Origin of the sequence: Ruania zhangjianzhongii, assembly GCF_008000995.1 — a bacterium.
GTDB classification, from domain to species: Bacteria; Actinomycetota; Actinomycetes; order Actinomycetales; family Beutenbergiaceae; genus Ruania; species Ruania zhangjianzhongii.
Window position 1 is genome coordinate 4,748,738 of record NZ_CP042828.1, and the last position, 13,936, is coordinate 4,762,673.

At 69.7% G+C, this 13,936-nt stretch carries 9 protein-coding genes; 5 read left to right on the forward strand and 4 right to left on the reverse strand.

Features of this window, described 5'->3' with window-relative positions; translation table 11 throughout:
• Positions 1 to 98: 98 nt before the first annotated feature.
• Positions 99 to 1,781, reverse strand: coding sequence for a glucose-6-phosphate isomerase (gene pgi, locus FU260_RS21965; protein ID WP_147918987.1), 1,683 nt, complete (start codon positions 1,779 to 1,781; stop codon positions 99 to 101).
• A 112-nt stretch (positions 1,782 to 1,893) separates the two neighbouring features.
• On the reverse strand, positions 1,894 to 2,733 hold the full coding sequence (locus FU260_RS21970) for an SseB family protein (RefSeq protein ID WP_147918988.1): 840 nt from the start codon (positions 2,731 to 2,733) through the stop codon (positions 1,894 to 1,896).
• 386 nt (positions 2,734 to 3,119) lie between these two features.
• Between FU260_RS21970 and FU260_RS21975 the strand changes: the two genes are divergently transcribed.
• The 3 genes from FU260_RS21975 (at position 3,120) to FU260_RS21985 (ending at position 6,853) form a co-directional block, all read left to right on the forward strand.
• Positions 3,120 to 4,931: an HNH endonuclease signature motif containing protein gene (locus FU260_RS21975; RefSeq protein WP_147918989.1), complete on the forward strand. Its 1,812-nt coding sequence runs from the start codon at positions 3,120 to 3,122 to the stop codon at positions 4,929 to 4,931.
• A 138-nt stretch (positions 4,932 to 5,069) separates the two neighbouring features.
• On the forward strand, positions 5,070 to 5,456 hold the full coding sequence (locus FU260_RS21980; protein WP_147918990.1) for a hypothetical protein: 387 nt from the start codon (positions 5,070 to 5,072) through the stop codon (positions 5,454 to 5,456).
• Positions 5,453 to 6,853 carry an acyltransferase domain-containing protein gene (locus FU260_RS21985; protein ID WP_168211909.1) on the forward strand — a complete coding sequence of 467 codons (1,401 nt, stop codon included), beginning with the start codon at positions 5,453 to 5,455 and terminating at the stop codon, positions 6,851 to 6,853. Before FU260_RS21980 ends, FU260_RS21985 begins: the two co-directional genes overlap by 4 nt.
• A 147-nt stretch (positions 6,854 to 7,000) precedes the next feature.
• On the opposite strand, the gene FU260_RS21990 is transcribed toward FU260_RS21985, so the two are convergent.
• Together FU260_RS21990 and FU260_RS21995 are read right to left on the reverse strand one after the other, a co-directional pair.
• The gene (locus tag FU260_RS21990) at positions 7,001 to 7,708 is read right to left on the reverse strand and encodes a M50 family metallopeptidase (RefSeq protein WP_147918991.1); all 708 of its coding nucleotides are present in this window, start codon (positions 7,706 to 7,708) and stop codon (positions 7,001 to 7,003) included.
• Between the two features lie 159 nt (positions 7,709 to 7,867).
• Positions 7,868 to 8,665: an alpha/beta hydrolase family protein gene (locus FU260_RS21995; RefSeq protein ID WP_147918992.1), complete on the reverse strand. Its 798-nt coding sequence runs from the start codon at positions 8,663 to 8,665 to the stop codon at positions 7,868 to 7,870.
• 194 nt (positions 8,666 to 8,859) lie between these two features.
• Between FU260_RS21995 and FU260_RS22000 the strand changes: the two genes are divergently transcribed.
• Complete coding sequence (locus FU260_RS22000) at positions 8,860 to 11,595, forward strand: lamin tail domain-containing protein (protein ID WP_147918993.1); 2,736 nt, start codon at positions 8,860 to 8,862, stop codon at positions 11,593 to 11,595.
• Positions 11,596 to 11,674: 79 nt separating this feature from the next.
• Positions 11,675 to 13,789, forward strand: coding sequence for a RecQ family ATP-dependent DNA helicase (locus tag FU260_RS22005; RefSeq protein ID WP_147918994.1), 2,115 nt, complete (start codon positions 11,675 to 11,677; stop codon positions 13,787 to 13,789).
• Positions 13,790 to 13,936 lie beyond the last annotated feature (147 nt).

The following is a 13,936-nucleotide window of genomic DNA, read 5'->3' on the forward strand; positions in this document are numbered from 1 at the left end:
CATGTCGGTGCTCAGCCTGCCAACCGGTGCTCAAGCGTTTGGTGACACGATCCCCTCCCGGTGAGTTCCGCCGTCGGGCATCGGCTCCTGCCGACCGTTCACCGTCGCAGCTTCAGGTACTCCTCGATCAGCGCGCGGGTGGAGGAGTCCTGCTCGGCTAGCGCGACCGCATCGCCGGTCACCGCAGGTGCGACCTGCAGGGCCAGCTGCTTGCCGAGCTCCACCCCCCACTGGTCGAAGGAGTCGATGCCCCAGACCACGCCTTGCACGAAGGTGATGTGCTCATACAGCGCGATCAGCTGACCGAGCACGCTCGGGGTGAGCTCGGGGGCAAGGATCGAAGTGGTCGGCCGGTTCCCGGTGAACACCCGCGCCGGGACAATCTCCTCAGCGGTGCCCTCGGCGCGCACCTCGTCGGCGGTCTTGCCGAAGGCGAGTGCCTTGGTCTGGGCGAAGAAGTTCGCCAGGAACAGGCTGTGCACGTCGGTGCCACCATCACTGAGCGGATGGGCGGGATTGGCCATCGCGATGAAGTCCGCCGGGATCACCCGGGTGCCCTGATGGATCAACTGGTAGAAGGCGTGCTGGCCGTTGGTACCCGGCTCGCCCCAGAAGATCTCACCGGTGTCCGTGGTGACCGGGCTGCCGTCCCAGCGCACCCCCTTGCCGTTGGACTCCATCGTGAGTTGCTGGAGGTAGGCGGGGAACCGGTGCAGATACTGGGCGTAGGGCAGGACCGCGTGGCTCTCGGCGCCGAGGAAGTTCACGTACCAGATGTTCAGCAGGCCCATCAGGACCGGCACGTTGCGCGCGTGCGGGGTGGTGCGGAAGTGCTCGTCGACGGCGTGGAAGCCGGCCAGGAACTCCGCGAACCGCTCCGGGCCGATCGCGATCGCCAGCGACGTGCCGATCACCGAGTCCACCGAGTACCGGCCGCCGACCCAGTCCCAGAACCCGAAGGCGTTCGCCGGGTCGATACCGAAGTCGGCCACCTTGTCCAGCGCGGTGGAGACAGCCACGAAATGCTTCGACACCGCAGCGCTACGAGCCTCGCCTCCCTCGCCGAGGGCGTGTGCGGCGGCCAGTTTCTCCCACAGCCACTCCCGGGCCAGGCGGGCGTTGGTGAGCGTCTCGAGGGTGCCGAACGTCTTCGAGGCAACGATGAACAGCGTGGTCTCGGGGTCGAGGTCCCGGGTGGTTTCGGCTACGTCCGTGGGGTCGATATTGGAGATGAACCGCACCTCCAGGTGATCGGCCACGTAAGGGCGGAGCGCCTCGTAGGCCATCACCGGGCCGAGGTCGGAGCCGCCAATGCCGATATTCACCACGGTGCGCACCGGCTTCCCGGTGACCCCGGTCCACTCCCCGCTGCGGACCTTCTCGGCGAACCCGTACATCTTGTCCAGCTCAGCGTGCACGTCCGCGTCCACGTCCTGGCCGTCCACGTGCAGCGGGGGCGTGGCGCCCGCCGGGCGCCGCAGGGCGGTATGCAGCACGGCGCGGTCCTCGGTCGCGTTGATGTGCGCGCCGGAGAACATCTCCTCGATCCGGCCGGCGAGACCTACCTCGTCGGCAAGCTGGAGCAGTAGCTCGACGGTGCGGTCGGAGATGAGGTTCTTGGACAGGTCCACATGCAGGTCGGCGGCGCGGAAGCTGTACCGCTGCGCACGGTCGGGCTCGGCAGCGAACCAGCCGCGCAGATCCGGGGTGAGCGAGTCCTGGTGGGCATGCAGGCCGGCCCAGGCGCGGGTACCGGCGGCGTCGATCGGGGCGGTGGTCACTACAGCTCCTCTGGCGGGCGACGGGTCTGGTCATACCGTACGCGGATCATGGCCTCCGCGCGGCGCCCACGATCGCGACGAGACCGCGGCTCGCGAACGCGGTCGGGTCGGATCAGCGGCCCCGGAAGCTCCAGCGGGAGCGCTTCTTCGAGGCGGGCTCACCGCCGTCGAGGACCTTGGTGATCCACTCGGGAGTCGCGGCGAAGGACGACGGGTACTGCGGGTCCAGGATCAGGACGTCGAACTGCTCACCGACCATCCGCAGCAGATCTGCGCCGGTGCGCTCGGTCACCTGGACGGCCTTGCCGGCGTACAGCGTCTCGACCCGGGAGGAGTCGGTGAAGGCGAGCCCGATGCGCTCACCCCGACCGTTGACGATGCTGGTCGGCGTGCTGCCGTCGCCCTGCGGATCGAGGACGACGAACAGCTTGTCGGCTGCGACCTGCCGCACGACTGCGGCGTAGTTCTGGTCGCTCTTGTCCGCCGCGTAGGCATCGGCCGCCGCCTCTACCTGGGGGGCGAGAACGATCGGCCCGCTGCCCACCGCCGTCTGCGCCTGCGGTACCCACTTCTTGAAGAATGGCAGGTTGGGCAGCGGGGTCCAGGGGCCCGGGTGGTCGAGGACGATCCCGGCGACGCCCTGCTCGACGAAGGATCCGAGCCAGTCCAGCGCCTGCGGCATCGGCACGGCCAGGACGGTGCCGTCCTCGCCCGCGACGGCGCCCGCCCGTTCACGCGTGCTGTAGACGCCGATCAGTCGGCCGACGCCATCGATGTCGAAGCCGCTCGGCCGGGGATCCTCCTTCGTGCCGCGGTTCACGACGTGCCACAACCCGAGCTGGGCGGCAGATTCCCAGACCGCCATCTCGGTCGTGGTGTCTCCTGGGGATGCCGCCAGCGCTGCTTTGCGCCGATCGAGCTCATGGACGAGTGCGGGTGCGTTCTCGATCATCGCTCCATCATGGCTGGACGGCCCGACTCGCGGTCAAGGTTGCCACAGTGTGGTCGACGATCGCGGACAGCCGCCCTCGGGCCGGAGGCTGCCTCGCTGGCGGAGGGGCATCGTCACATTCCGCCGCCGAGCAGCGCGAGCGCACCGTACGTGTGGCCGCCCCAGATGGCCCGAGGTGCGCTCCTTGCGGCATGGCAGGCAGCGCTCGCCACTATCACGCGCCACCGACATTCTGCGTACTAGACCCCCATACTTATGGAAATCTGTGGATAACACTCCCTTATCCACATTTCGATAACAATTGCATGTCGAGGCTTTCCTTACTAGGTGACCTCTCGTAGAATCTATGTACGAGCACACGACTACACCGGGAGAGGTGAACAGCAATGACAGGTTCCACCATCGGCGCGGACCTCTCGCTGGACGCCTCGCTCGGCGATCTTCTGGGCGCCGACCTTCCGACCAAGATCGCGGCACTAGAAGCGCTTTGTGGTGCGGTTTCCACTGGCGATATCCAGGACGAACGCGATGAGCACACCGGGACCGAGCTGGGTGAGGCGAGTGTGCGAGTACACCGGGCGTGCTCCAGGCTGACCGGCAAGCGTTACCAGTGGCTAGCGGTCGAGGAGACCGATGGATTATGGAGTACCTCAACATTTCGGCCGCGCACTTTTGCGTCGTATATCGCACACACGCACGGCATGTCTTACGGCAATGCGCGCCAGACCGTGCGACTGGCCCGTCAACTGCGGGATGAGATCCCGCAGTTCGGGGCCGCGCTGCGCGCCGGAGAGGTCGGACCGGACCAGGTGCACGCGTTCGCTGCCACCGCACTGACCTCAGCCGCTCGGGTCGCCGCCCTGGACGAGCAGGTCGAGTTGGAGGATCAACAGGGTCCGATTGCCGACGGCGAGGGTGCACCGGGATCAGCCGAGTCACCCGGGCAGGACCAGTCCGGGGACGGTGTGGACTCCCCTGCCGGGGTGCAGACACAGTCGGTGACCGTCGAGAGGTTCCTGCTCGAGCAGACCCGGCAGATGCGACCCGATCAGGTGCGTCGGTTGGGGAAGCATTTCGCTCAGGTGGCTGACCCCGAGGCCGATGACCGCGGTTACCGCCAAGCCAAAGAACGCGAGTACGTCGAACTGGTCCGCACCCTGGACGGCTGGCACCTGTCCGGCTTCCTCACTGAAGAGAACGGTCGGCTGGTCCGCACCGCCATGGATGCCGTGATGACCCCGCCCGCGCCCGATGACCAGCGCACCGCCGACCAGCGCCGCGCACAAGCTCTCGCCGACCTCGCCCACCTCGTCCTCGACCAAGGCCTGGCCGGCACCCACGCCTCCGTCCGCCCCCACCTCGGCGTCCTCATCAGCCCCACGAAGTTCCAGCGTCTTCTGCGCGAGGCCGGCGCCTCTCGCAACGGGCGGCGCACTGCACCTGCGGACCCGGACACCTCGCCGCCCAGCCGGACCAAGCATTCGGCCGAGGAGCCGGGGCCAGATCCGGCGCCAGGGCCGGAGCCGCGACCGGCACCAGGGCCAGGACCGGCGCCAGCACCGGAGCCAGATTCCGAACCTCGCCGACCAGCTGACCCGGATTGTGATTCAGCCGCAGACGCAGCCGAACCCGAAACCGAAGGCCGATCCACCCGGCACGAGCCGGTGCCACCACGGCATCGGACCAGGGCCGGCGACTGGGACCCGGCCGCGCTGGCAGAGCTGACAACGATCGACTGGAAGGCCCGGCTCAACGAGCCCCCGCCGATGTTCGACGACGGCACCGGCCCGGTTCCACCAGGGCTACTGCGCCGGCTGGCCAGCTGCGGGGACGTCTATCGCGTGCTCTTCTCACCGGAGAGCGAGGTGATCAACCAAGGGCGCACCCACCGGGTCTTCACCCCGGCGCAACGTCGAGGCCTGATCGCCCGCGATCGCGGCTGCACCTGGCCCGGCTGCACGGCACCACCCTCAATCTGCGAATCACACCATGCCCGCGTGCACTGGTCCGACGGCGGACCGACCGATCTGACCAACGGCGCGCTGCTCTGCTACCACCATCACACCGTGGTCGACGCCCGGTCGATCAGCATGACCCGGCAGGACGGCGTCTGGATCTTCACCCGGCCGGACGGCACCCTGATCAACACCGACCGGCACGAGAGCGCTGGGCCCGACGCCTGGTCGCTGGCGACCTAAACCCCGCCCGCTGCCGCCGGCTCCATCACAGCCCGCTCCCGGCTCCGGATCCCCCACCACAGCCGGCCGAAGGCTACGCAGCCGCCGCCGGCTCGTGTGCGTCGACGCACTGAGCACACCCCGTTAGTCTCACTGACGATGGATATCGTCACGTTCCGCCGCCGGGTGCTGGAGATCCAGGCCGAGCTTGGAGCGCTGGACCCCACCGAGCCGGGGGCGGCCGACCGAGCCGCAGCGCTCGGCGCGGAGGTGGACGCACTGGCCGCCCAGCAACGCGAGCGCACTGCCCGAGTGGCCGCCCGCGCATTCGGGCAGACCGTCACTCCCACCGGCCTCGACACCCCGGTGGACACACTGACCACTCTGGTGGACCGGGTGGAAGCAGCGACCGCGCCAGAGGACCCAGCACCGCCTGAGCCGTCCAGTCCGCCGGCACCATCCAACCCACCTGAATCGCCTGGCCCGCCCGATCCGCCCAGCCCACCCGATCCGCCCGAGGCAGCAGTACCCGAGGAGCCCGCATGACCCGCGCCCTGACCGTCGACCAGGTCCGCGAGCGCCTCAGCTCCCCCGACCTGCCGGAGACTCTGGTCCTCCTCGGCTTCGCCGACCAGGACGCCTACGACGCACTCGCCCTCGTCGCCCGCACCCGCAGCGACGACGCCGCCCTGGCCAGGATCGCCGAACTCACCGGCGCCGTCCGAGACCGGATCGGCGACCTCCTCGGCGAGATCCCCGGCTCGGTCTGGGCACGAGACGGTGACTGGGCCGGCGAACCGATGCTCGCGATCTGCACCCTGCTGGCCACCGTCCCTGAAGTGCGTACCTACCACCGCGGCCGTGGAATCGCCGACGCGATCTCCTGGCGGTCGCTGTCCGACCTGGGCCAGCAGATCGCCGTTCACCGGCTCACCTTCGGCGAGTTCGGCGTGCACACTCACGACTGGCTGCTGAACGCCTGGACCGGGGGGCTGTACTGGCTCGGCCGCCTGCAGTTCACCATCGAGCAGGCCGACGGCGGCATCCTCGCCTCCGTGCACATCCCCCGGGCCGGCTCGTTCGCCCCGGAACTGGTCGACGCCTCCCTCGCGCGCGCCCCCGACTTCTTCGCCCGGCACTTCCCGGAGCTGCGACTGCTCGGCTTGCACTGCGCGAGCTGGCTGCTCGACCCGCAACTGGCCGAGGTGCTTCCGCAGTCCTCCACCATCGCGGACTTCGGGCGCCGCTGGCGACTCACCGAGGAGCTCCGGCCCGGCGATGCGGACGTGATGTTCTTCGTCTTCTCCCGGCGCGGCACCCACCGGGACGGCTCCGATATCGACCTGGACAGCCTCCCGCAGGACTCCTCGCTGCAGCGGGCCGTGCTCGCCAAGCTCCGTTCCGGCGGCCACTGGCACTGCCGGGTCGGTCATCTTCCCCTTCCCGACGGCGGAGCTCACCCAGGTGGCGATCTCACGTCGGCCAGTGGGTCCGACCCGGAAGGGCTGGTGCGGGTGTTCCACGAGGTGTACCGGGTACCCGTGCGTACCGCCGCACCGCATGCTGATAGCGACCGGATCCCGATGCGGATGGCGCTGATCGCCGAAGAGCTCGCCGAGCTGGTCGGCGCGGTGTACGGCACCCCCGCCCAAGCCGTGATGGACGATGCTTACACCCGTGCCGCCAGCCTGGACGACGGCACCCGCGACGTGGTCGAGACTGCCGACGCGATCGGTGACCTGGTGTACGTGCTCTACGGCATGGCACTGGAGTGCGGGATCCCGCTGGCCGAGGTACTGGCGGAGATCCAGTCCTCGAACCTGTCCAAGCTCGGCGCGGACGGAGAGCCGATCCTGCGCGAGGACGGCAAGGTGCTCAAGGGTCCTGGCTATCACCGGCCGGACGTGGCCGGGGTGCTGCGCGCCCATGGCTGGGACGGCTGACCCGGCAGTGCGGCGGGACTGGCCGCTCCCGCCGCGCGGGCTGACCGCCTCCGGCGCGGGTCGACCACCCCCACCTGCGGCCAGGCCACCCCCACCTGCGGCCAGGCCACCCCCCGACGGGCCCCGACCGCCTCCACCGCGGCCTGATCACCCCGGCCAGACCGCCCGTACCTGCACCACCACGAACCAGCTCGCCAGCGCGCAGACCAGCGCGAAGCTGACGTTCCACAGCAGCACCGGTACCCGCGTCAGGGCAGCGAGCACCGCCGGGTCCGACGTGCTCGACGGCCTCGCCATCACTGCGCCCAGGTGCCGCCACGCCCCCACCACCAGAGTGCCGCCGACCACCAACAGCACCCAGCCCTGCCAGTCGTCCGCGCGCAGCCACCAGAGTGCGCCCAGACCGGCAATCACCCCCACCGTCACCACGGCCGTCAAGAACGAGCGGACCCGGATCAACGCCATCAGCGTGATGAGCAGGGCAACAGTCAGCACCGGCGCAGCCCAGCCACGCAATGCGGCCGCCACCAGCGCGGCACCGATGATCGCCGGTACGGGGTAGCCGGCCCAGGTGCTCAGCACCCGCCCCGGCCCACGGGTCGGCCCCCTGGTGACCGCATGCCCGGAGGCGTCCTGACGGAGCACGAACCCGGTGAACTTCCGCCCGCACACGATGCCGACGACGGCGTGGCCCAGTTCATGCACGAACGTCACCCCGAGCCGGGCTACTCGCCACACCGGCCCGATCACGATGATCGCCACGCTCACGGCTCCCACGATCAGCAGCGTCGCCCGATCCAGGCTGAGAGCGCTCGTCGGCGTCACTCGTGCCGCGAACTCAGTCCAGAGATCCATCCAGGCGGAGCCTACGCGAGCCTGCCGACGCCTACCTCGCGGTGGAGACGCGCTGGGGTCACGTTTGTGGTGTGGCAGCCGTTACGGTGTGGTTTTGACGTGCCCAGTACGTCAAAATCACACCACAGTCGAGGACCGCGAACCTGCGCACACGTGCAGTCACCCCATCCACGACTCACACCTAGCCGCCCCCTCTGACGGCACGTAGCGCTGCGCCCACGTCGCGATCATCGCGGCCGCATACTCGGCATCCGCGCGCCGGCGCAGCAGGTGATCGGCATCGTCCAGGCTCAGATAAGACTTCGAGTGCCGTGCCGCGGTAAAGATCCTGGCGGCGTGCTCCACCCCGACCACGTCGTCGCCGGGGGCATGCAGCACCAGCAAGGCGGATTCCATCCGTGCCAGGCGCTCCGTCTGGGGCTGCCCAGCGACGTCCTCGAGGAACTCCTTGCCGACCCGGAACGTGCGTCCGGCCAGATGCACTTCAGCCTCGCCGGCGGCCTCGATCTCCTCCCGATACTCGGCGAGCATGCCCATCACGTGGGCCGGGTCGGCCGGTGCCCCGATCGTGGCGACCGCACGCGCCTCCGGAATGCGCTCGGCCGCCGCAATCACGGCGGCGCCGCCGAGCGAGTGCCCGACCAGCAGGCTCGGCGCACCGATGGTGTCGCGCAGGTAGTCGGCAGCCCGCACCAGATCCACGATGTTGGAGGTGAAGGTGGAGTCGGCGAAGTCACCGCCGGACTCCCCGAGGCCGGTGAAGTCGAAGCGCAGTACCGCCGTTCCGCGCTCGGCCAGAGCATCGGCTATCCGCCTGGACGTGGCGAAGTCCTTACCCCCAGTGAAGCAGTGTGCGAACAGGGCCACAGCACCCGTCTCGCCGTCTGGTCGGTCCAGCACCCCGGAGAGCCGGACACCCCCTGCTCCAGCGAACGTGACCTCCTGGTCGGTTCCCATCGGTGGTCCTCCTCGGTGGTGTCGATCCATACGGCGCGCGCTGCGGACACGATACGGGCGAGAGCTGAACCTCGGCCGGCCGGCCGAGAATTTCAACCCGCTTCACTCCACGTTGGGGTCAACGTTGCACTGGCGCCACACCCTGTTCCGCCGCCGCCGGGACGATCAGACGTCCCCGACCTCAAGGAGCCCTCGTGCGCCGTCGCCCTCTCTGCGTTGCTGCGCTCGTCGCCGTTGCCGGCAGCCTCGCACTCACCGCTCCCGCCTATGCGGCCGATACCGACATCCGGATCAACGAGGTGCAGTCGAACAGCGCTGACGACGCCGCCGACTTCGTCGAGCTCACCAATACCGGCAACGAAACCGTGGACATCTCCGGCTGGATCGTCCGCGACGACGCAGACGACCACCGCGTGAGGCTGCCGGCAGGCACGGTGATCGAGCCCGGTGCCTTTGCCGTGGTCGAGACCGGCGCCGGCCCGGACGGCTTCGGCCTCGGTGCGGAGGACTCCGCCCGATTGTTCACCGCCGACGGCAGTACCTTGATCGACTCCTACTCCTGGACCGAGCACGCGTTCAGCGAAGGGCGCCTCCCGGACGGCACCGGCGAGTTCGTCGACACCGAGCCCACTCCCGGCGCCGCGAACATCGAGCGGGAGGCACCGGCCTACTACGACGCCGAGGAGACCATCGCCGTCAACGAGGTGATGTCCGACGACCCCGACGACGGCCAGGACTGGGTCGAGCTGACCAACACTGGCACCGACGCAGTGGACCTCTCCAGCTGGATCCTGCGCGACGACGACGATCTGCGCACTCTGGCGATCGCCGACGGCACCACGCTGGAGCCCGGCGCGTTCCTGATCATCGAGACCGACGTCACCGACGACGGGTTCGGGCTCGGCAAGAACGACGAGATCCGGCTCTACCTCGCCGACGGTCTCGGCCTGGTAGACACCTACGCCTGGACCGAGCACGCCGTCACCGAAGGCCGCATCCCGGACGGGACCGGCGAGTTCGTCGACACCCGACCGACCCCAGGCTCAGCCAACGTGGCGCGAGAAGGAGGCTCCGCCGTCGTGATCAACGAGGTGGAGAGCAACGGTGACGTGCGTGGCGACTGGGTGGAGCTGGCCAACACCGACACCACCCGGACCGCTGACGTGTCCGGCTGGACCCTGATCGACGGCGACCCCACGCACGAGCCGATCGTGCTCGCCGAAGGCACCACGATCGAGTCCGGCGGCTACCTGGGCATCTTCACCGAACCGGCGTTCGGCCTCGGCGACCCCGACTCGATCACCGTGCGGGACGCGAGCGGGACGGTGGTGGCCTCTCTCGCCTGGGAAGCGCACTCGCCGACGACGATCGCCCGCTGCCCGGACATGACCGGTGACTTTCGGAACTCATCCGCCGGCACTTTCGAGCTGGTGAACACCTGCGAGGAGCTCGACCAGCCGGTGATCAACGCCGAGCCGTGGCCGTTCGGCGACGAGGTACACGAGGCTGTTGCCCCCGGCACCTGGGGTGAGGACATGTCCGGGATGGACATCGCCGCCGACGGCACCGTCTACGCCGTGAACAACGACGACGGCGAGATCTTCGAGCTGGCCCGCGACGGGCAGACGTTCACGATCGCTTCCTCCTGGGTACCCCGGTACCCCGACGGCACCGGCACCCCGGACGCCGAAGGGATGACCGTGGCCGGGGACGGCGCGGTCTTCCTGTCCACCGAACGGAACAACGACGCCAGCAACGTCAGCCGGCCCTCCGTGCTCCGGGTCGAGCTCGGCGATGACGGCGCGAGCACCACCACCGGCGAGTGGAACCTCACCGACATCACCGGGACGCTCGGCGCGAACGCGGGCCTGGAGGGTATCGAGTGGATCTCCGATGCCGAGGCCACCGAGCTCGGGGTGCGCGACGCCGACGGCGAGCGCTACGATCCTGCTGCTTACGGTGAGCACTTCGGCGGCGTGTTCGTCGTCGCTGTGGAGCAGACCGGTGGGTTGCACCTGGTGGTGCTTGAGGCCGACGGCGGAGCTCACCTGTTGCAGTCCGCGCAGGCTAGCGAGTCGGTTCCGGTGATCATGGGGATGGACTGGCGTGCCGGCGGAAACGAGCTGTGGGCGCTGTGCGACGAAGCGTGTGAGAACCGGCACTCGCTGTTCTCGTTCGTCGACGGTCAGCTCACCTGGCAGAGCGATCACCACGCCCCCACCGGGATGAACCCCAGCTTCACGAACGAGGGGCTGGCGATCGAGTGGTGCGAGGTGAGTCCGGAGACGACGCCGACGGTGCTGTGGATCTCCGATACCGCCCACGACGGGGTCTCGCTGCGGAGCGCGCCCGGCGCGGACTGCGTGCCTGGCGAGGATGGCGTACCTGGCGAGGAAGGCGAGGATGGCGTACCTGGCGAGGAAGGCGAGGATGGCGTACCTGGCGAGGAAGGCGACGGCGGGAAGAACCCCGGCGGCGAGACCAGCCCTGGGCCTGAGCCCACACCGGCCGGCGAGCTGACCGATGACTCCCGCGGCGATGTGCGCGCCCCGGCCGAGGCCGAACCGGGTGAGACGATCACCGTGACTACCCCCGGTGCCGCCAGCAGCGTCGTGCACGTGTGGCTGCACTCCGACCCGGTGCTGTTGACCACGGGTGAGGTGAGCGCCGCGGGCACGATCGAGGTGACGATCCCCGCCGCTACCGAGATCGGTGAGCACCAGCTGGTGATCCAGGCCGAGGACGGCGCGCTGCTCGGCTGGGCACCGGTGGAGATCGTCTCGGGCGATGGCGGGCCGGCGCCGAGTAGCGCAGGCGCGGACTCGTTGGCCGAGACCGGCGTCAGCTTCACCCCGTGGCTGCCCGCGGCACTGGCAGTCCTGCTGATCGGTCTCGGTCTGATCGGAGCCGTCGCCCGGCGCCAGCTGTGACCTGAACCGACCGCACCAGCGGGTGCTTATCCACAGGATAGGCACACGCTGTCGGTATCGGCAGGCAGGATAGGGACCGATGACCAACACCGCCGAGATCCTCGCCACCACGATCCGCTCCGCCGCCGGGGAGGATGCCACCCCACGCCCGGACCAGGTGCGGGCCGTGACCGAACTCGTGGATCGCCGTCGGCGGGTGCTCGTGGTGCAAGCGACCGGCTGGGGTAAGTCGGCCGTGTACTGGGGCGCGACAGCGGCCCTGCGGGCGGCTGGCGGGGGACCTACTCTCGTGGTCTCGCCGCTGCTGGCGCTGATGCGGGACCAGATCGCCGCCGCCGAGCGAGCCGGTCTGCGGGCAGCGACGATCAACTCCACGAACTTCGAGGAGTGGGATCAGGTGCTCACTGCCCTGGCGGCCGGTGAGGTGGACGTGCTGCTGATCTCTCCGGAGCGGCTCGCCAACCCGCGGTTCGCCGCCCGCCTGCCCGAGCTGCTCGGCCAGGTGGGCATGCTGGTGATCGACGAGGCGCACTGCGTCTCCGACTGGGGCTTCGACTTCCGCCCGGACTACCAGCGGCTCACCCGCACGCTGCTCGAGCTGGCTCCCGGCACCCCGGTACTGGCCACCACGGCGACGGCGAACCAGCGCGTCACCACTGACGTGGCCGCCCAGCTCGGCGAGGACACGGTGACCCTGCGCGGATCACTGGCGCGGGCGTCGCTGCGACTCGCGGTGGTGCCCGGGCTGTCCCCGCTGGAGCGGTACGCGTGGGTGGCCGAGGCGATGCGCACGCTGCCCGGGTCCGGGATCGTGTACGTGCTCACCGTCGCCGAGGCGGACCGGGTGACCGCGTTCCTGACCGACCAAGGGCTGGACGTGGCCGCCTACACCGGCAAGACGCAGAACCGGGAGGAGCTGGAGGACCGGCTGCGGGACAACCGGGTGAAGGCCCTGGTCGCGACCTCCGCACTGGGCATGGGCTACGACAAGCCGGACCTGGCGTTCTGCGTCCACCTGGGCTCGCCGGCATCCCCGGTGGCGTACTACCAGCAGGTAGGCCGTGCCGGGCGAGCGCTGCCGGATGCCACTGCCGTGCTGGTGCCATCGGCCGGCGACGAACGGATCTGGGAGTACTTCGCCACCGCTGGTATCCCGGACCCGGAACAGGCGGACAAGGTGCTGACCGAGCTGGGCCCACGCCCGGGCGGTGCACCGGGGCAGGACGAGGCGGACTGGGCCGCGAGCGCGGAACCTGAGCCGTCCCACGGCCTGGAGCCGATGTCGGAGACGGCACTCTCCTCGGCCACCGGGATCCGCCCGGGTCGGCTGTCCACTCTGGTGAAGATCCTCGCCGTGGATGGTGCGGTGCGCCGGGTCGAGGGCGGCTGGGTCGGCACCGGGCAGCCCTGGCATTTCGACGCACCGAAGTGGGACGAGCTCCGGTCCGTGCGCGCGGCCGAGGCGGACCTGATGCGCCGGTACGCCCACGGCGAGGGCTGCCTGATGCAGTTCCTCCAGCAGGCTCTGGACGATCCCGACCCGCAGCCGTGTGGGCGGTGCTCCGTCTGCGACGGTCGGCTCCCCGAACCGGGGGCCCGGCCGAGCGAGGACACCGTGACGGCGGCGCGCACCTTCTTCCGCGGGTTGGACGTGCGGGTCGAGGCACGCAAGCTCTGGCCGCCGCGCACCCCACAGGTCAAGGGCAAGATCAGCGGGATCGCCGAAGGGCGGGCGATCGCCTTCGCTGACGACCCGGCCTGGGCGGAGACGCTGGCTACGCTGTGGCGGCACGACCAGCCTGCACCGGAGGAAATCCTCACCGCGAGCGTGGCGGTGCTCTCTCGGTGGGCGCGGGAGTGGCAGCGCCCCACTGCCGTGGTACCGATGCCGTCGCGGCGCTACCCGCAGCTCGTCCGCTCCGTGGCCGCGCACCTGGCGCAGGTGGGCAAGCTGCCGCTGGTGGAGGCGCTCGAAGTCAGCGGCCCGCCGCCCCGGGACGAGACCACCTCGGCCACCCGGGTGAGTGACCTGCTCACCGGGATGCGGGCCAAGCAGGACGTCGAGCTGTCCGGACCGGTGCTGCTGGTGGACGACACCATCCGCACCCGCTGGACGGTCACCGTGGCGGCACAACTCCTCGGCATCGCCGGGGCGAGCACCGTGCTGCCGCTGGCGATCCACCAACTGCCCTGAAGCCGACACTTCGCTGGCCGACCTCAGGCTGTCCCCTCCTCGGCCGACCTGAGGCCGCACGTCCGTCAACTGCTCGGCACTGCCCGTCAACTGCTCGGCACTGTCAGTCAGCTGTTCGGCACTGTCAGTCAGCTGTTCGGCGCTGCC